A 19226-nucleotide genomic window follows, 5' to 3' on the forward strand; every position below is an offset into this window, starting at 1 on the left:
ACGATCAGGTTTCGTTTTGCAACCTGATTCCATCAAGTCCAATAAAGGCAGGAGCCCCTCATGTTTCTCAGCGATCCCAAGACCTTGTCCACCCCACGCGGCACGTTTACCTGGCGCGAAGGCGGTGACGCCAATGGTGCCCCGGTGGTGATGATCCACGGCTGGCCCGAAAGCTCCTACTGCTGGGAGCACGTCGGTCGTCACCTGAAAGATGGCCTGCGGGTTATCGCCCCCGACCTGCGTGGGCTGGGTGACAGTGAGCGTACCCAAGGCAGGGAGCACTACACCAAGCAGGCACTGGCACTGGATGTGGTCAGTATGCTGGATGAGCTTGGCATCAGGGAATTCCAGCTCATCGGCCATGACTGGGGCGGTATCGTGGCCCAGGAAGTGGCGCTGGCAATACCCGACCGGGTCAGCCGGATGATCATCATGAACATCGCCATCATCAACAACCTGAAGGGCAACATGGAGGTTATCCAGAAGGTGCGCTCCGGCAGCACCAAATCCTACTGGTACCAGCACTTCCAGCAGGAACCGGGCCTGGCCGAAGGCATGATCCCGGGCAAGGAGGACGTCTGGATAGGGCACTTTGTCACGGGCGCGGTGAAACCGATTCCCGAGGATGCCGTTGCCGAATACGTGCGCATGTACTCGATCCCCGGTACCCCGGCTGCCGGCGCCAATTACTATCGCGCCTTCTCCGACGACGCCAAACGCTGGTCCGCCCTGTCAGACCACAAGTGGACGGTGCCGTCCCTGTATATCTACGGCAACAAGGACAAGGTCATCCTGCCGGAATACCTGAACCACATCGAAGAGTGCTTTGAATCCATCCGGGTGGAAGAGGTGGATGCGGGGCATTTCCTGCAGGAAGAGAAGCCGGAGGAAGTCGCCGGACACATGAACAACTTTCTGGAAACGGCCTAATCCGGTCGTTGGCCCAGGGCCACCCGGGCAACCAGCTGCTCGATACGTTCCACTGCCGCTTCGTTGCCCTTGCGCCCGGCCTGCACCACCTGAGAGCCGACCGTGGCCATGTACATGAGCGTGGCCAAGTCATCCACCTGGTCTTCCGTGACACCCAGGTTGCGGAACAGCAGCTTGTTCTGCTCTACCCGGGCCTGGTCCACCTCGTCGACAATGTGGGCGGCGTGTTCGTTGCGGCGGGCATAATCCCGCACCGCCAGTTCCACCTGCAGCCGGCGGATGTTGCGGGCCGCATCGGTCAGCAGCAGCTGGAGGATCTGGTGCAATTCCTGCTCGGGGTGCTCTCCTTTCGGACGCATATAGTCCAGCTCGACAAAGCGACGGTCCCGCCAGCGGTCCAGGAAGCTGACCACCAGATCCTCATGGTCCCGGAAGTGCCAGTAGAAGCTGCCCCGGGTTACTCCCAGGCGCTTGGCCAGGGTGAGTACCCGCAGGTTGCTGAAACCGCCGGCCGCTACCTCACCGGCTGCCGCATCCAGCCAGTCATCCCGGGTCAGCTGGGCTTTCGCGGTGGCGGCTTTTGATGGGCTCGGGGCTTTTGCGGAGGTTTTCGGCATAAATCGGAGCTGGACCTCAGGAACGGTTCAAGAAGGAATAAAGTCAGTGGGTTCAACGCGCCAGGAAACAAAAAGCGACCGGTAACCACAGGGTCGTTGACCTCCACAGTGCACATACATTACTGTACGGAACTCCCAGACACCAGTGTATGGAAAAGATTCGCGCGTCTCGTCACGTGCACCGGCGGCCCCCACGCCTTACCCCGGGCCGTCTCAGAGCGACCCATAAAGGAGCCAGCATGAGCACAGCACACTACGACAGCAACGGTAACGTCGCCGTTATCCGACTGGACAACCCGCCGGTGAACGGCCTCAGCCTGGAATTGCGCCAGGGCATTGTCGAGGGCATCAAGAAGGCCGAGCAGGACAGCGCCATCGAGGCCATCGTTATTACCGGTTCCGACAAAGCCTTCTCCGGCGGCGCCGACATTACCGAGTTCGGTACCCCGAAGGTCATGCAGGAGCCGATCCTTACCACCGCCATCCACTATGTGGAAACGGCGAAGAAGCCGGTTATCGCCGCTATCAGCGGTAACTGCATGGGCGGCGGCCTGGAACTGGCCCTTGGCTGCAACTACCGGGTGTCCACTCCCGACGCCCAGCTGGCCCTGCCGGAAGTGAAACTCGGCATCCTCCCCGGCGCCGGCGGCACCCAGCGCCTGCCGCGGGTGATCGGCGTCGAGCATGCCCTCAACATGATCGTCTCCGGCACCCCGGTACCGGCCAAGCAGTTCCAGGGCACGCCGCTGCTGGACGAGGTTGTTGACGGTGACCTGATGGAAGCCGCCCTGGCTTTCGCCCGCAAGGTGGTCGCCGACAAGATGCCGCTTAAGAAAGTCCGTGACCTGAAGGTGAAGCACCCGAACCCGGAAGGCTTCTTCATGTTCGCCCGCAACACCATCGGCGCCATGGCCAAGAATTACCCGGCCCCGCTGAAGTGCCTGGAAGCCGTGGAAGCCTCCGTGAAGAAGCCCTTCGACGAGGGCATGAAGGTCGAGCGCGAAGGCATCAAGCAACTGATGCAGACACCCGAGTCCGCCGCCCTGCGCCATGCCTTCTTCGCCGAGCGCAAGACCAGCAAGATTGCCGATGTGCCGTCCGACACCCCCACCCGCGACATAAAGAAAATGGGCATGATCGGTGCCGGCACCATGGGTACCGGTATCTCCATCAACTTCCTCAACGCCGGCATTCCGGTGACCATCGTCGAGATGAAGCAGGAAGGCCTGGACCGCGGCGTGGAAGCCATCCGCAAGTCCTTTGAAGGCCAGGTGAAGAAAGGCCGCATGACCGAGGAAAAGGCCAAGGCCCGCATGGACCTGCTGACCCCGTCCCTCACCTATGACGACCTGAAAGACGTGGACCTGGTGATCGAGGCCGTGTTCGAGGAAATGGGCGTCAAGGAGCAGGTCTTCTCCAAGCTGGACGAAGTGTGCAAGCCCGGCGCCATCCTGGCCTCCAACACCTCCACCCTGGACCTGAACAAGATCGCCAGCTTCACCAAACGTCCGGAAGACGTGGTAGGCCTGCACTTCTTCAGCCCCGCCAACATCATGAAGCTGCTGGAAGTGGTACGCGGTGACAAGACCGCCAAGGACGTGCTGGCCACCGCCATGAAGCTGGCCAAGACCATCAAGAAGACTGCCGTGGTCTCCGGCGTGTGCGATGGCTTCATCGGCAACCGCATGATCAACCAGTACTCCCGTGAAGCCCTGACCATGCTGGAAGAAGGCGCCAGCGTGCAGCAGATCGACAAGGCCATCGAGAAGTTCGGTTTCGCCATGGGCCCGCTGCGCATGGCCGACCTGGCCGGCGGCGACATCGGCTGGGCCATCCGCAAGCGCCTGTACGCGGAAAACCCGGACATGAAGAAGAACCTGATCGCCGACCGCCTGTGCGAAATGGGCCGCTACGGCCAGAAGACCGGTTCCGGCTTCTACCGTTACGAGCCGGGTAACCGCAAGCCCCTGCACGATCCGGAAGTGGACAAGGTGGTGGAAGAGTGCCGCAAGGAAATGGGCATCACCCCCCGCAAGATCAGCAACCAGGAAATCGTCCAGCGTTGTGTCTACGCCCTGGTCAACGAAGGTGCCCGCATCCTCGAGGAAGGCATCGCCCAGCGCGCTTCCGACATCGACATGGTGTACCTGACCGGCTACGGCTTCCCGGTATTCCGCGGTGGCCCCATGCACTACGCCGAGCAGGTTGGCCTGGCCAACGTGGTTCGCGACATGGAGCCCTTTGCCGAGAACCCCAACACCCAGCCGGGCTTCTGGGAACCGGCCGATCTGCTGGCGAAATGCGCCGCTGAAGGCCGCGGGTTCGACCAGTAAGACGCGCGAGCGACACCGGAACCAACGAATTGATCGCCGGGGCCCGCGAGGGCCACGGCACACAGGAGAAAGATTATGAATGATGTTGTCATCGTATCCACCGCCCGCACGCCCCTGGCCAAATCCTGGCGCGGCGGCCTGAACATGACCCACGGCGCCACCCTGGCCGGCCACGCCATCCAGCACGCCGTTGAGCGTTCCAAGGTCGACCCCGCCGAAATCGAAGACGTACTGATGGGCTGTGCCCTGCCGGAAGGCTCCACCGGTAACGACGTGGCTCGCATGGGCGCCATCCGCGCCGGCCTGCCGGTCTCCGTCGCCGGTGCCACCATCAACCGGTTCTGCTCGTCCGGCCTGCAGGCCATTGCCATGGCCGCCCAGCATATTGCCGTTGACCGGGTACCCGTCATGGTCGCCGGTGGTGTCGAGTCCATCTCCACCGTGCAGGCCACCGTCAACCAGAACTATTTTGCCGAGCCCTGGCTGATGCAGAACAAGCCGGAGCTTTACTGGTCCATGCTGCAGACCGCCGAAACCGTGGCTGATCGCTACAAGATCAAGAAAGAAGACATGGACGAGTACGGCGTACGCAGCCAGACCCTCGCCGCCAAGGGCCGTGAGGACGGCAAGTTCGACGACGAGATCGTGCCCATCACCACCACCGCCGGTGTGGCGGACAAGGCCACCGGCCAGCTGATGAGCAAGGAAGTCACCGTCTCCCAGGACGAGGGCATCCGCCCGGATACCAACCTGGAAGGCGTCAGCAAGATCAGCTCCGCCATGGAAGGTGGCGTGGTTACCGCCGGCAACGCCAGCCAGTTCTCCGACGGTGCCTCTGCCTGTGTTCTGATGGACGGCAAGCTCGCCGAACAGCGTGGCGTACAGCCGCTGGGCATCTTCCGCGGCTTCGCTGTCGCCGGTTGCGAGCCGGACGAAATGGGCATCGGCCCGGTCTACGCCGTACCCAAGCTGCTCAAGCGCGCCGGCCTGACCGTCGACGACATCGGCCTGTGGGAACTCAACGAAGCTTTCGCCGTGCAGGTACTCTACTGCCAGCGCGAACTGGGCATCCCCATGGATCGCCTGAACGTTAACGGCGGCGCCATTGCCGTGGGTCACCCCTACGGCACCACCGGCTCACGTCTGGTAGGTCATGCGCTGATCGAAGGCAAGCGTCGCGGCGTAAAATACGTGGTCGTCACCATGTGTGTCGGCACCGGCATGGGTGCGGCAGGCCTGTTCGAGGTCGCCTGATCCACGCGGTCGTAACCACGATTACGATTCCATATCCGGGGCCCCCGACGACCGTTCAGGGGCCCCGTCGTAACAGAAGCGAAAGCGAGAACAAGCCATGGACCTGAATTACACCCCGGAACAGGAAGCCTTCCGCCAGGAAGTACGCCAGTTCCTGAAAGACAAGCTGCCCGCCGATATTCAGGAGCGGGTACAGAAACGACTGCGACCGACCAAGGACATGGTCCAGCGCTGGCAGCAGATCCTGCACGCCCAGGGCTGGGGTGGATCCACCTGGCCGAAGGAATTCGGCGGCCCGGGCTGGAGCGAAGTGGAACAGCTGATTTTCGAGGAAGAGTGCGCCCTGGCCGGTGCACCGCGCCAGCTGGATTTCGGTCTGCGCATGGTCGCCCCGGTGATCATGAAGTTCGGCAACCAGGAGCAGAAAGACCGCCACCTGCCGGGCATTCTCAGTGGTGACGTCTGGTGGTCCCAGGGCTATTCCGAGCCCGGTGCCGGTTCCGACCTCGCCTCCCTGCGCACCACCGCCGAGCGCGATGGCGACCACTACATCGTCAACGGCCAGAAGACCTGGACCACCCTGGGTCAGCACGGCGACTGGATCTTCTGCCTGGTACGCACCAACAAGGAAGTGAAGTCCCAGGAAGGCATCTCCTTCCTGCTGATCGACATGAAGAGCCCGGGCATCGACGTCAAGCCCATCATCATGCTTGATGGCGAGCACGAGATTAACGACGTCTTCTTCGACAACGTCAAGGTGCCGGTGGAAAACCGCATCGGTGAGGAAGACAAGGGCTGGACCTACGCCAAGTTCCTGCTGGGTCACGAGCGCACCGGCCTGGCCAACGTCGGCCAGTGGAAAGCCATGATGCGCCGCATGAAGGAAATCGCCCGCCAGGAACAGGACGACGGCAAGCCGATCATCGAGAACCCCCGCTTCCGCGATCGCCTGGCCCAGCTGGACGCCGAACTGCGTGCCCTGGAACTGACCGTACTGCGGGTACTGACCAACGCCTCAGGCCCGGGTCCGGAAGCCTCGATCCTCAAGATCCGCGGCACCGAAATCGGCCAGCGGATGTTCGAACTGGCCATGGAAGCCACCGGTCAGGATGCCATCACCCACATCCCGGAGGCCCTGGAGCCGGACTACACTGGTCCGCTGGTAGGCAGCGTCAACGCCGTGCCGGGTGCCGGTGACTACTTCAACATGCGCAAACTGTCCATCTTCGGTGGATCCAACGAGATCCAGCGCAACATCATTTCCAAGCTGGTGCTGGGGCTTTAAGGAGCGGATCATGAATTTTGAACTGACGGAAGAGCAGCAAATGCTGCAGGACTCGCTGCGCCGCTTCCTGGCCAACGAGTACACCTTTGATAAACGCCGCGATGTACTAGCGTCCGGCAAGGGCACCAGCGAAACCACTTGGAACGCCCTGGCGGAAATGGGCCTGCTGGCCTTCACCTTCCCCGAGGACTACGACGGCCTGGGCGGCAACGGCATCGACACCATGATCGTCATGGAGTCCTTCGGCCGCGCCCTGGTCACCGAGCCCTACCTGGCCACCGTGGTACTGGCCGGGGGCCTGGTGCGCGACGCCGGCTCCGATGCCCAGAAGCAGGCCATCCTGCCGGCCATTGCCAGTGGCGAGAAGCTGATGGCCCTGGCCGCCTACGAGAACGGCGCCCGCTACAACCTGGCCAACGTGAAGACCAGGGCGGAAGCCAGCGGCAGCGACTACGTGCTCAACGGCGCCAAGACCGCCGTCATCCACGGAGGCCAGGCCAACCAGCTGATTGTTTCCGCCCGCACCAGCGGTGATACCCGTGACCAGAACGGCATCACCCTGTTCCTGGTGGACGCGGACGCCAGCGGCGTGACCATCAACGACTTCGCCACCCACGACGGTTTCCGTACCGCCGAAGTGAGCCTGAAGGAGGTCAAGGTCACCGCCGACGCCATCGTGGGCGAGGTCGACAAGGGCTTCCCGGCCCTGGAGAAGGCCATCGACCAGGGCACTGCCGCCATCTGCGCGGAAGCCGTGGGCACCATGGACGCCATGGTCGAGGCCACCCTGGAGTACACCCAGACCCGCAAGCAGTTCGGTGTGCCTATCGCCAAGTTCCAGGTGCTGCAGCACAAGATGGCCGACATGTTCATCCACGCCCAGCAGGGCCGTTCCATGGCCATTCTGGCGGCCGACCAGGCCGACTCCGATGACCGTGACGCCCGTCGCGAGGCCATCTCCCAGGCCAAGCTGCTGATCGGCCAGGGTGCCCGGGAAGTGGGCCAGATCGGTGTCCAGCTGCACGGCGGCATGGGCGTGACCGACGAGATGTTCGCGGCCCACCTGTTCAAGCGGCTGACCCTGATCAACCTGCTGTTCGGTGACGCGGACTATCACCTGGGCCAGGTCAGCGATAACCTGCTCGACAAGACCGCGTAAAGCCAATAACGGTGCCCGGCCTGTACAATGGCCGGGCACCCGACAACAAGAGGATTCCCCCAATGAGCGTTAAACAACTATTCGATCTGACCGGCAAGGTCGCCCTCGTCACCGGCGGCTCCCGTGGTCTGGGCCTGCAGATGGCCGAATCCCTGGGCGAGCTGGGCGCCAAAGTCATCATCAGCGCCCGCAAGCAGCAAGAGCTGGACGAAGCGGAAAAGCACCTGAAGGACATGGGTATCGAGGTGAAAACCATCACCGCCGACATGTCCAAGCGCGAGACAATCGCCGACTTCGTGGACGAGGCCGTCAAAGCCTTCGGCGACATCGACATCCTGATCAACAACGCTGGCGCCACCTGGGGTGCCCCGGCGGAAGACTACCCGGACGAAGGCTGGGACAAGGTGATGAACCTGAACGTGGACGCCATGTTCTTCCTCACCCGTGAAGTGGCCAAGCGCTGCATGATTCCCCGCAAGTACGGCAAGGTCATCAACATCGCCTCCATCGCCGGCCTGTCCGGTAACCCGGAGGACATGAAGACCATCGCCTACAACACCTCCAAGGGCGCCAACGTAAACTTCACCCGGGCCCTGGCGGCGGAATGGGGCCACTACAACATCAACGTGAACTCCATCTGCCCCGGCTTCTTCCCCTCCAAGATGTCCCAGGGCCTGCTGGACGCCATGGGCGAGAAGATGCTCGAGCGTATTCCCCTGAACCGCTTTGGTGGTGAGGAAGACATGAAAGGCCTGGCTGCGCTGCTCGCCAGTGAAGCTGGCCGTCATATTACTGGGCAGAATATTGCTGTGGATGGTGGTACTACCTCCTCGTAAGAAAACCCTTCTCGGTTGCACTGGGTGCCAGTGCCAGTCCTTTGCCCGGCCATCGTTGATGGACCGGGCTTTTTTGTGGGTGGTGTTTGGCTTTGGGTGGTGCGCAGAGATCGAGACGGGGTGGTATGTCGTTTTGTAAGTGGTATATTGAAAACACAGAATGTGGAAAGCACGCGATTACGGGGTTATCGAGGCCGAGTAGCATAACATATTGATAATTCGTCAATTTATTTTTGGTAGGATCCGACGTTTCTCGGAGTTATGTGAAATCCTCTTTTTCCGCAATAATATGGAACGCAGTCTAATACCTGTTAGGCACATTTGAGATCGGAGATTGCGCATCAGGATGAAGCGAGTTGCACAAATATCGTATGCGGTAGCCGGAGCGTGCTTTGCAGCAACTCTTACAATGGCAACCACCCCAGATTGGTGGGACGAACATTCAAGAATAGCCGTGATGCTCGGTCTCAGTATGCCGTTGTGCATTGGGGGAGCTTGGCTATCTGAATTTCGTATTGAGCCACGGTCAATATTGGGTTTTCGCATCATTTCACACTCGCCGCAGGCAATGGCAATAGCAGCTTGGTGTGGTATAGGGCTGGGAATGATCACGCTCACACTATTTTTATTTAGTGTTTCTATGCATTTAGCGCTTGGCTTCATTATCGGCGCTGGTGTTCTAAGCATCTTTACCGGTATTAAAGAGGTAGCAATCCCTGAGTCTGATTCTCCGGAGTGACAAATGCCTAACCATGCATTCAAGTTCGTTCCCGGCCTGGCCGACGTCCACCGGACGCCCTAGTCGGGCGCCGCTTAATATTGGCGTTAGATTTCAAATATGACTTACTCACTTTATATCAATGGTGTCTATGAAGACGTATTAGAAGAAATTCGTAAGGCACAGGCGGCAGTTCCTGAGCTTGTGTGTTACCTTCAGCCATACGCATCAGACACAATCGTTAGGTTAGCAGATTCACCCCCTACCAAGAGCGAGCCGGTTACACTGTACGCCTCACTCACTTCGTCATTGCCATTCGTGTCTTACCGAGCTGAAATTATTGGCTGGGAGAACAAAGAGACGATTCCCTCAGAGCGACTCGCAGAACTGAGTCAGCACATCAAGCAGCACCAGCCCGGGGAAGCTGAAATCTACATGGTTGGTGGCAACGGTAAACCATCAATAAACCTAATTTCCGTGGTAAATGTCGAGCGGCTTCAAATACCGATCCTAGTTTCAAGTTTCGTAAAGCTGTCAAACAACGAACCTCTAAAACCAAGAAGTAGATCGGGCGGATGGTCGTATGTTAAAGAACTTCCGGAATGGGTTGGTTCGTTGCGTGAAACGGCACTGGAGGAAGCAGTCCATCGAGACTTAAAACAAAAGGTCGTGGAGTCACTTAATGATTCACAAGAATTACGAACACAAAGGTTGCAATCAGCCTCCAAATATCCAGAGGCCATTCAGACCATTGCGAAAGGTTTCAGGCGCAATCCTGACGTTATCGCCGAAGTGCTTCTGAGAGCAAAGGGAAAGTGTGAGCAATGTGGCAAAGAAGCTCCTTTCAAAAGAGTCAAGGATGGTACGCCGTATCTTGAAGTTCACCACAGGGCAATGCTGTCAGAAGGCGGCGAAGACACTGTGAAAAACGCAATTGCAGTCTGTCCTAATTGCCACCGAAAGCTCCATTATGGCGTCCAATAAATTGGGGAAGACTGGGACACACACTCTCAAAAGAAGCCTGATAATTCTTGCACTCGACTAGGCACCAACGGCTCTCAAGCGGTCTATTGGCGGCAGTTTCCGGTAGGCAGTAATAGTGATGAGGTGACTGTCCTCAAAAAGAGAGAGTAGTTGCTCCATGTGATAGATTATGTGCTGGAGAAAGTTTTTAAATAGGCTCAGCGCTCAAAAGAGGCACACTCAGCCCCGCGATGAACAAGGCGGTCACCACCACGCCTAACAGCAAAAAGGCCAGGTTCAGCTTGAGCTTGATGCTGTGCTCGCTCACCAGAAACTCCTTCGCGATCAGTAGTACCAGCACACCGATTACCAGCCCCTTGAACAGCAGGGAGCCGTACACCGCTGTCACCGTTCCGCAGAGCCCGCTTGCGCAGTTCGCCAAGCTCGCCCATTCGGTAGCGACAATCGGGAACGACCAAGCGCCTGCCCAAATCAGTAAAGAGACGACCAGCGTCAGATATCTGAGGAACAGATTGCCATTATGCTGCTTTGCTTTTTCCATTTCGTTTACCCGCTCTCTGACTATGGCTGACAGTTGGCTACCGATTCGCGTGCGCCGGGCATTATCCGCAACTCGCCACGGACCATGGTCTCGGATACCTGAAGGCCGGAGCACTTGATATCGCGGGAGTCGATAACGCTGGTTGGTATTCCGACACTGTTGATAAGGGTTGCTTCGACGTCTGCTTTACCCGATGTCAGCAGCACACCCTTGATCTTGAGGTCCAGCTTGTAGCCTTCGCCGGAGAGGTTGTTCAGTTGAAGGGCCTTGAAGGATTCGTCCGAGATGTAGAACCACTCAGTGGCAACACCCCCGATGACAATTGAACCGTTGTTCTTGTCGGCGTCGAAGAAACTGGCGATTCCATAGGTGATCGTAGGGGCGGACCTGTTTGCCCGGATACCAAGTAAAGCTACGGTTCCGGCATTCAGACCGACCGGGGCATTTTTGATGGTGAGACCAGCGCCGAGGATGGTTACTTTGGCTTGAGCCATGCAATCGAGGTTACTCATGAAATCTCCCTTTCATTGGTTTCCTTGGTCAGCCGAAGATAGCACAGAGTCGGCAACGTAGAATACGTTCCGCGATGTGACAGAGTTAATGTTCACTCAAATCAGGCGACACGAGACACAGTGCTTCAGGCCGCCTGTCCCAGGTGACAATCGCTTCGTCTACCAGAGCGTCAAATACTGCCATCGGTTGTCTCCTGTACCAGGTCGAGGGTCGGGCGGTTAAATCGGTGCATGTCGTCCAGGGCCAGCTCATTATCCGCTCTGTAAAGGTGGCGAGCGGAATCATAGTGGAGGTGTTCTACCACGTCGGACATACGGCGTTCTGTATGGATGAACTCTATCGTGCCATATCGGCCGCAGCTCACTTTGGCAGATCGCCCGGTGCTTACCACGGTAATCCAGGACATCGGCATCTGCGAGATGAGGCCCGCTTCGCTCAGTACCGTCTCCAAGCTGATGTAATTGAAATGCCGGGCACGCAGTAGGGCCGCAGCATGGAAAAGGATGAGGCCGCTTTGATCTGGGGCACCGGGGTACTGGTAGACACCCTGGCATACCCTTTCAAGCAGCCCTCGCCGCTCGGCGCGGTGGAGTAGGGCACGGTACGCCCCCGGACTCAGATCTGGAACCAACGAGCGGAAAGCGGCAGCAGGGTAAAGCCGGCCGTCGGATTCTGCCTGGGAGGAGATGAGCCATCGCTCGAGGCGCTGTAGGGGTTGCATGGTCTTGCTCCGCGCTTTGTTATGGATAGTATAACAAAACGCTGACCATGTTGCATTGGCAACCAGTTTTGGTCAGCGCTCTAACCGACCCTGATCATTGATAGACGAAGACTAGGACACACACTCTCAAAAAAAGCCTGATAATTTTTGCACTGTACCAGGCACCAACGGCTCTAAAGGGGGCTAATGGCGGCGGTTTCCGGGAGTCAGTAACGATTTCGTATATTTTGAGGTATTTTGGCAATACCTGATCGGGCGTAGGCCCTGCCTGATAAAGTGACTGTCCCCAAGTTGGCTTGTTCCGGGAACAATGGAACGACAGCCGAATCAGGTATCGCACTCTTCACGCACCCTGGCCTGAAACTCACGGCGAAGCCGCTCGTTTTCCTCGTCGTCGACGTAAACGCGCTCACCGTCGTTATTGATCCTGTATATCCGAGACACGCTCTTCAGGTATTTCAGGCGTCCTCGCAATGCCTGGCAACGGGCGTCATGCCTTGCAGCCACGGCTTCTTCCCGGGCCTTTGTCTCGTTACGCTCGGCCCGCTCCCTCTCGCTCTGCTCGACAAAATCATTCACCCGCTGCTGACGCTCGCGCGCTGCTGCATCCTGGCTGGCAGGGGCCGGGTTCACGTTTATTTCATCCGAGGCCGTGTTCGCCGGCGGCCTGTCACCAAAGTGAGTCTGTCCGTTCTCGTCAACCCAGCGGTAGGTGCCAGCCAGGGCAATAGGCGTAGCAAGAAGACAAAGAAGTATCGCGAGTGCTTTCATCGGTTATCGTCCCTGAAGTTGTCATCCGTTTGAACGGATCTTACCTCGGACAAGCCCTGTCGGGTAGAGTTACGGAATAGCTCGGGTAAAAGCTTATGTTTGCCAGCTTCCGCCCAAGCCGGAAATCAGAGCCCGAATGGATAGGTATCCGGTACCCCTTCCGTCGGCTGGCTACCCAACGGGGTTACCGCCTGGCTGGTATCGAACCAGATGTATTCATCGAACTGGTGAGGCAGGCTCGCGCCGAAATAGTGGCTCTGGCGCTCGGTCTCGGGTCGGTAGATCACCCCGATGGCCCGCTCCAGGCGGGGCTTTTCCAGCAACTCAACCAGGGCCGGGTCGCCGCCACGTAGCGGCAGGGTGAAGCGCGGAACGCCGGAGTTGTGACACAGGTACTCGTAGCTGTCCTTCAGAGAGGGCCGTACCTGCTTAATGTCCACGGGGTCGCCCCAGTCATCGGCGGCGGCAACCGTGCCGGTGTTGGTGCCAAAGCCGATGCTGTACATCTTGCTGCCGTATTCTTCCCGGCAGAGCTGCCCGATATTGAACTCACCCCGCCGGCTCATGTCGGTGGCATCTGAGTTGCCGATATGGGAGTTATGGGCCCAGACGACGCCGCGGCTGTTTTCTCCATAATATTCCAGCAGCGTCTCCAGGGTCTCGAACATGTGGGTATCCCGCAGGTTCCAGCCGCTATGGGTACCGAACAGCATGGTGCGGTAGTACTCCTCGGCATTGGCAACCAGACGGGCGTTCTGCAGTGCGTCAAAAAAACGGTTGCCGTCCTTTGACCGTAGCTTCGCCCTCCGCTCGTAGAGCTCCGATAGCATGCGCAGTACGTCCTGCTCACAGTCCCGGAAATGGGGGCTCAGGGCAGCCCGGGCATACTCCACAGGCTCATGGCGGTAGGGGGCAAGGCATTGGTAGCGTTGCCGGGCCACGGCGGCTGTTTCCGGGTCTACCTGGTCAAGGTAGGAAAGCACTTCATTGATGGAGCTATAGAGGCTGTAAAGGTCCAGGCCATGGAACGCGACCCGGTCATCAAAGTCGAGTTCAGCGTTGCGGGCCCTCAGCCACTCAACGAAATCGAGCGTTTCCTGATTGCGCCACATCCAGGTGGGGAAGCGTGCAAAGGCCGTCCACTGGGCCGGCGGATGCTCGGCATGGCGAACGTAATGATCGATCCGCGATGCGTCAGGCCAGTCTGCTTCGGCCGACACAAAGGAGAAGCCCTTCTGCTCGATCAGCGCCCTGGTGATCCGCTCCCGGGCCACATAGAATTCCGAGGTGCCGTGTGAGGCTTCACCGATCAATACCACGCGGGCATCGCCAATGCGCTCAAGCAAACCTTCCAGGGGAAGTGTGGTTGCCGACTCAAATGGAATGCAGACAGCTCCGATGCGATCACTGATGGTGTCGGTATCGATGATTTTACCCCCCGTTTGGTTCTTGCCTGCACCTGAAAAAACGAGTGCACCTTGTCAATGTTATGTCTTTAACACTAGGAGTGGCGCCCGGAGTTATCAAGGCAATGGACCAGCTCAGGTAGGTCAACCGTTGCCGCTGAACGCCGGCGGTGCGTTTGACGAATCGCTGTTCGACCTGGTGCAGATCTTCTCCGGCCTGCCCCGGGCAGAGTTTGACCACCAGTTGGTAGCGGTTGGACATCACGGCGTAGGCGCAGAGGATGTTCGTCTCACTCCAGATCATAGAACACCGACTCACCAAGCAGGGTTGCCTGGGACAGATACTGAAGATCTCCCTCGGGCACCCCTGAATCTGCAAAGACCTTTTCCCAGTTATTACGCACGGTGGCCGTTATTTCATCGACCAGCTCCTTCGCTTCATCGAAGCTCAGGCCAAATCGCTCACACGCACTCACCGCGTTCTGAAGGTTGGACTGACGCCCCCAGTTACCCACTATCATGGCCTGGTCTGCGGACATTCCGGCTCGTGGCTGCGGGCAAACGTCATAGGCAGGTGTCAGATCCAGAAAGTGTCCATCCCAGAAGCAGGCATGGTTTCTGGCATGGTCATCCACATTGCCGATGAGAATGTTGAGTACCATGCGACGAAACAGCTCTTCTCCATCGGACCTGAAGTCTCTGGCGTACTGCCTGAGTAAGTCCGCCAGATCCAGATAGCTGGAGTAGCCGGCCCGGACGGCATACTCGTCAAGGCCAAGGAGCGTCATCGCACTGATCATATGACGGCGATAGACGCCTCCGGAAGTAACCTCCCGATCAAACCGGCGGACCAGAATCACACGCTTGTTCAGTGATTCGACGATTCGGGTTTCCGCAACATTGATACCAGCCAACTTTGCCAGTGCCATTCCTCCACCTTCAATGCCAACCATATCGGCAGCATCTCTTGATGAGCTGAACTTTGCGATCCAGTACTCCCCATTCTCGTGCAACAGAGCTTTGGGTCTGGCACCACCCACACTGGTGCCGTGGTTCAATGCGGCATCAAGGCGATCATCCAGGGGTTTGCCCTGGTCGATGCGGTCAGCTGCCTCCAGAAGTTCCTCCAAAGGCGCCGCCTGACTGGTCTTGGGAAGGTACTGGCTTGGGCTGTCTGTGGCGTCCAGCGCCCCGATACGATCTGGCCCCGCCCTCAGAAGGAAGTCAATTTCCCCAAGTTCGTCGTCATTCCTCCCCGGGGCATTGGCATGCTCTCGTAGCATGACATTCCGGCCCCAGGCGTCAGGTGACGCATCCCGGATGGCACTGTTTAACTCTTCGTCCAGGATGTATTCTTCACCGGAGAGGAAGCCTAGCACGCAATTCGGCGGTGCAAGCGGGATAGCGTTGTCTCGCTGAAGATAGCTTCTGGCGTAACGGAACACGTGGTCCTGGCCGTCAAAGGCAACGATGCCGCAAACCACAGGCTCCGTCTCACCGGGCAAATAGAACCAGAGGTACGCCTGATCAGAAATCATTGTCGATCACCTTCTTGCGTGGCCTTCCAACCGTTTTACGGTTACCCCCATACCCTGATCGTTTTTCACCGACCCGGCTGTCAATTTGCCCAGCCGCGACCATCGACAGTCCCGGCAACATCTGCGATGCATCGGCTCCACTGCGAGTTCTGAGGGTCTCCAGCACGGGGATGTCGAGAACCCATAGAGCGCTGACAACCAGACCAAAGTCTGTGCTTGGATCCCCTTTCTCCAGAGCGCTGATGTGTCGGCGGTCGATGCCACCGATGCGCTTACCAAGCTCGGACTGACTCCATCCACGCTCTTTCCGAACAGCTTCGATCAGCTCTCCGGTCCCCCTCAGGGCATCTCGCACCTGGCGGATGTTATAGGTCTGTGCTTCAACGGTCTTAGGCATTGTTCACCAAAATGTACAAAATGGGCGTTTTTGTACAATATAGCGTACATTTTTGAATTATCAAGTTAAGAATGTACACATAGAAGTACAGCTCTACTAAGTTTGTACGCTTTTACGCACATGACTCCACCCCGTAAAGGCATGTTATTGGACCTCCTGAGCAAATGTTGAATTGGTTTCAACGTCTCGGATCCCTTGGCCCGGAACTCGTGGCGAAGCCGCCCGTTTTCCTCGTCGTCGACGTAAACGCGCTCACCGTCGTTATTGATCCTGTATATCCGAGACACGCCCTTCAGGTACTTCAGGCGCCCCCGCAATGCCTTGCAACAGGTGGCATGTCGCCTGCCAGCTGGTACATTGGCGCTACATTATCATTTAATGAATCTGGCTGACCTCCAGAGGCGCCCATGAACCGGTTCCACGCAACGGTGGCACCCTCTCTTCAAACGACAACAATGAGGACGACGCAATGAAAGCCCTGCGAACACCTGACAGCTGTTTCCAGAACCTGGCCGGTTTCGATTACCAACCCCACTACCTGAATGTGGATGACTTCGAAGGCGGCGAACTGCGCATGCACTACCTTGATGAGGGTCCGCAGGACGGGCCGGTGGTCCTGCTGATGCATGGCGAGCCCTCCTGGTGTTACCTGTACCGCAAGATGATTCCGATCATCACTGCCGCCGGCTACCGGGCCATCGCGCCGGACCTGATCGGTTTTGGCCGGTCCGATAAACCGGCCGACCGCAAGGACTACACCTACGCCCGCCATATGGGCTGGATGCAGTCCTTTCTGGATCAGCTCGACCTGCAGGAAATCCACCTTGTATGCCAGGACTGGGGCGGCCTGCTGGGCCTGCGTCTGGTGGCAGAGAACCCGGACCGCTTTGCGTCTGTGGTGGCTGCCAATACCTTCCTGCCCACCGGTGACACAGACCCGGGCCCGGCTTTCGAAAAATGGCGCCGTTTCTCCCAGGAAACGCCCGAGTTTCACATCGCCGGCGTGATCAAGGGCGGCACCGTGACCCCGCTATCCCAGGAAGTCATCGACGCCTACAACGCCCCCTTCCCGGATGAGAGCTACAAGGAAGGCGCCCGCCAGTTCCCCATGCTGGTCCCGGCCACCCCCGACGACCCCGCTGCGGAGCCTAACCGCAAGGCCTGGAAGGTACTGGACCAGTGGCAGAAGCCTTTCCTGACCGCTTTCAGTGACTCGGACCCCGTGACCCGGGGCGCGGACAGGTACTTCCAGAAGGTCATCCCCGGCGCCCAGGGACAGGACCACGTCACCATCGAGAATGGCGGCCACTTTCTGCAGGAAGACCAGGGCGAAAACCTGGCGGACGTCGTGGTGCGGTTTCTGACCAAGTCCCGGTAAATTGGCCTGCACTCCATACGGAACTGCAAGCAAACGCCTCCGGTGCGGAGGTGTTCTATGTAGAGGTGTCCTATGCCGAGCTTCCTGCGGGAGCCCAGAGTGCGCTAGCGAACAGTGACCACGGAACGGCCACCGTATACTGGCTGTACTGACGCCCGGCGCGTCGCAAACAACCGGAGGCAGGCACCATGGGTATTATCATTTGGCTCATCATGGGCGGCGTAGTCGGCTGGCTCGCAAGCATTATCATGGGCACTGAAGGACAACAGGGCATCATCCTCAACGTCGTGGTCGGCATCGTCGGCGCACTGATCGGTGGATGGCTGATCGGCCCGATGCTTGGTGCAGGCTCCATTAACGAGGGCATCAGCATCATGAGCTTTGTGGTGTCGCTGATCGGCGCGGTCATACTGTTGGCCCTGCTGATTCTGATCCGCCGCGTCTCTGCACGCTAAGGATAGTCTCGGAGTCGCCTGTGGATCTGAAAAGCGGTTTTCCGTTCTGGGCAGTCAAGAATGGCCTGATGTACGCTTTCCCACAGCTGGATGCCGACCTCAGTTGTGATGTGGTAGTAGTAGGGGCCGGCATCACCGGCGCGCTGATCGCAGACGATCTGGCTGGCCACGGTCACGATGTTGTCGTGGTTGATCAGCGCGACGTTTGCTGGGGAAGCACCCCGGCCAGCACCGCCCTGCTGCAGTATGAAATTGATACTCACGCAACAGACCTGGTCAAACGCTACGACCAGGCCTCGGCGCTGCTGGCGTATCAGTCGAGTTTGCAGGCAATCCGCGAGATCGGTGAATTGGCTGAAACGGTGGGCGATGTGGATTTCGCCAACTGCGAAAGCCTTTACTACGCCAGCTGTCGCACCGACGTGTCCAGCCTGGCGGACGAGTTTGCCTGGCGGAAACAGCACGATTTCCCGGTTCGCTGGCTGAACTGTGCCGGGCTCAAGGATGAGTTCGGGCTGACCGCGCCCGCCGCCATCCTCAGCACGGTAGCGGCCCGGGTCGATCCCTACCGTCTCGCCTCAAGACTGCTGCACCGGATGGAGCAACAGGGCACCCGGGTGTTCGACCGAACGGAAGTGACGTCCATCACCGCGACGGCGGATTCGGTGAAGTTGACCACCAGCAGCGACATGACGATCAGGGCGAAGCATGCCGTAGTCGCCAGCGGCTACGAGTCGCAACAGTGGCTGGACCAGCCCGTCGCCAGAAATCTCAGCAGCTACGCCTACATCAGCGATCCTGTCGATCCGGACGAGCTACGCTGGTTGGCAAATACCATGCTGTGGGAATCCTCGCGACCCTACCTGTACATGCGCAGTACCGGCGACGGCCGGCTATTGGTGGGTGGTGAAGACGATGAGCGTGACCTCCCGTCGCGCCGGGACCGGTTGGTCGATCGCAAGGCGGCGACTCTGCAGCGCAAGGTCGCCCGGTTGTTTCCTCACCTGCGGGCACAACCGGCCTTTGCCTGGGCGAGCACCTTCGCCGAAACCAGCGACGTGTTACCGCTGTTCGGTGACCACCCGCAGTACGGGCCGCGCGTGCTGTTCGCCCTGGCCTACGGTGGCAACGGCATCACCTACAGCATGCTCGGCGCCGGGTTACTGCGCGCGCAGATCGAGCGCCGCCAGCATCCATTGACCGGGCTGTTTGCCTTTGCCCGGCTGGGGTGAGCCGTGTTTGTGCAATGGGCCGGATTCAGGCTCCAACGTTGAGGATTCACGCTAGCCCGGATTTCTCATAGGCCGCCAACAAGTCTCGCAGACGGGTCGACCTATCGCCATACCGGTTCAGGTCAGGGTCTAACCGCTTAATATTTAATCAGTAGCGG

Annotated in this window: 19 protein-coding genes; 11 read left to right on the plus strand and 8 right to left on the minus strand. The window is 58.9% G+C overall.

Annotation, left to right across the window (positions count from 1 at the left end):
• The first annotated feature begins 60 nt into the window (after positions 1-60).
• A complete protein-coding gene (locus IE079_RS18510) occupies positions 61-930 on the plus strand; it encodes an alpha/beta fold hydrolase (RefSeq protein WP_189578552.1) in 870 nt (289 codons plus the stop codon).
• Here the strand turns inward: IE079_RS18510 and IE079_RS18515 are convergent.
• A complete protein-coding gene (locus tag IE079_RS18515) occupies positions 927-1547 on the minus strand; it encodes a TetR/AcrR family transcriptional regulator (protein WP_189578554.1) in 621 nt (206 codons plus the stop codon). The two genes, IE079_RS18510 and IE079_RS18515, sit on opposite strands and share 4 nt — an antisense overlap.
• 239 nt (positions 1548-1786) lie before the next feature.
• Between IE079_RS18515 and IE079_RS18520 the strand changes: the two genes are divergently transcribed.
• From IE079_RS18520 to IE079_RS18920, 7 genes are all read left to right on the plus strand, one after another.
• Complete coding sequence (locus IE079_RS18520; RefSeq protein ID WP_189578556.1) at positions 1787-3880, plus strand: 3-hydroxyacyl-CoA dehydrogenase NAD-binding domain-containing protein; 2094 nt, start codon at positions 1787-1789, stop codon at positions 3878-3880.
• A 75-nt stretch (positions 3881-3955) separates the two neighbouring features.
• Positions 3956-5134 (plus strand): acetyl-CoA C-acyltransferase, encoded by a 1179-nt coding sequence (locus IE079_RS18525; RefSeq protein WP_189578558.1) that lies wholly within the window; start codon positions 3956-3958, stop codon positions 5132-5134.
• A gap of 97 nt (positions 5135-5231) precedes the next feature.
• A complete protein-coding gene (locus IE079_RS18530) occupies positions 5232-6419 on the plus strand; it encodes an acyl-CoA dehydrogenase family protein (RefSeq protein WP_189578560.1) in 1188 nt (395 codons plus the stop codon).
• A 10-nt stretch (positions 6420-6429) separates the two neighbouring features.
• A complete protein-coding gene (locus IE079_RS18535) occupies positions 6430-7578 on the plus strand; it encodes an acyl-CoA dehydrogenase family protein (RefSeq protein ID WP_189578562.1) in 1149 nt (382 codons plus the stop codon).
• Positions 7579-7640: 62 nt separating this feature from the next.
• Positions 7641-8414, plus strand: a complete 774-nt coding sequence (locus IE079_RS18540; protein WP_189578564.1) for an SDR family oxidoreductase — start codon at positions 7641-7643, stop codon at positions 8412-8414.
• A gap of 346 nt (positions 8415-8760) precedes the next feature.
• Positions 8761-9153: a hypothetical protein gene (locus IE079_RS18545; protein WP_189578566.1), complete on the plus strand. Its 393-nt coding sequence runs from the start codon at positions 8761-8763 to the stop codon at positions 9151-9153.
• Between the two features lie 99 nt (positions 9154-9252).
• Complete coding sequence (locus tag IE079_RS18920) at positions 9253-10116, plus strand: HNH endonuclease (protein ID WP_227712612.1); 864 nt, start codon at positions 9253-9255, stop codon at positions 10114-10116.
• 187 nt (positions 10117-10303) lie between these two features.
• Here the strand turns inward: IE079_RS18920 and IE079_RS18555 are convergent, their stop codons facing one another.
• From IE079_RS18555 to IE079_RS18585, 7 genes are all read right to left on the minus strand, one after another.
• A complete protein-coding gene (locus tag IE079_RS18555; RefSeq protein ID WP_189578568.1) occupies positions 10304-10657 on the minus strand; it encodes a hypothetical protein in 354 nt (117 codons plus the stop codon).
• 20 nt (positions 10658-10677) lie between these two features.
• A complete protein-coding gene (locus IE079_RS18560) occupies positions 10678-11169 on the minus strand; it encodes a hypothetical protein (RefSeq protein ID WP_189578570.1) in 492 nt (163 codons plus the stop codon).
• 170 nt (positions 11170-11339) lie between these two features.
• A complete protein-coding gene (gene abiEi / locus IE079_RS19125; protein ID WP_189578572.1) occupies positions 11340-11891 on the minus strand; it encodes a type IV toxin-antitoxin system AbiEi family antitoxin in 552 nt (183 codons plus the stop codon).
• Between the two features lie 327 nt (positions 11892-12218).
• Positions 12219-12662: a DUF4124 domain-containing protein gene (locus tag IE079_RS18570; RefSeq protein WP_189578574.1), complete on the minus strand. Its 444-nt coding sequence runs from the start codon at positions 12660-12662 to the stop codon at positions 12219-12221.
• A 125-nt stretch (positions 12663-12787) separates the two neighbouring features.
• Positions 12788-14008, minus strand: a complete 1221-nt coding sequence (locus IE079_RS18575; protein WP_227712614.1) for an erythromycin esterase family protein — start codon at positions 14006-14008, stop codon at positions 12788-12790.
• A 350-nt stretch (positions 14009-14358) separates the two neighbouring features.
• Entirely contained in the window at positions 14359-15606 is a 1248-nt protein-coding gene (locus IE079_RS18580; RefSeq protein WP_189578575.1) for a type II toxin-antitoxin system HipA family toxin, read from the minus strand.
• Positions 15596-16003, minus strand: a complete 408-nt coding sequence (locus IE079_RS18585) for a helix-turn-helix transcriptional regulator (RefSeq protein WP_189578577.1) — start codon at positions 16001-16003, stop codon at positions 15596-15598. The genes IE079_RS18580 and IE079_RS18585 overlap by 11 nt, the downstream gene beginning before the upstream one ends.
• A gap of 469 nt (positions 16004-16472) precedes the next feature.
• On the opposite strand from IE079_RS18585, the gene IE079_RS18590 reads away from it, so the two are divergent.
• From IE079_RS18590 to IE079_RS18600, 3 genes are all read left to right on the plus strand, one after another.
• Positions 16473-17381 carry a haloalkane dehalogenase gene (locus tag IE079_RS18590; RefSeq protein WP_189578579.1) on the plus strand — a complete coding sequence of 303 codons (909 nt, stop codon included), beginning with the start codon at positions 16473-16475 and terminating at the stop codon, positions 17379-17381.
• 188 nt (positions 17382-17569) lie between these two features.
• Entirely contained in the window at positions 17570-17836 is a 267-nt protein-coding gene (locus IE079_RS18595) for a GlsB/YeaQ/YmgE family stress response membrane protein (protein ID WP_189578581.1), read from the plus strand.
• A 20-nt stretch (positions 17837-17856) separates the two neighbouring features.
• A complete protein-coding gene (locus IE079_RS18600) occupies positions 17857-19068 on the plus strand; it encodes an NAD(P)/FAD-dependent oxidoreductase (RefSeq protein WP_189578583.1) in 1212 nt (403 codons plus the stop codon).
• The last annotated feature ends 158 nt before the right edge of the window (positions 19069-19226 follow it).

This window comes from Marinobacter zhanjiangensis (assembly GCF_014651935.1).
In the GTDB taxonomy this organism is placed as follows: Bacteria; Pseudomonadota; Gammaproteobacteria; order Pseudomonadales; family Oleiphilaceae; genus Marinobacter; species Marinobacter zhanjiangensis.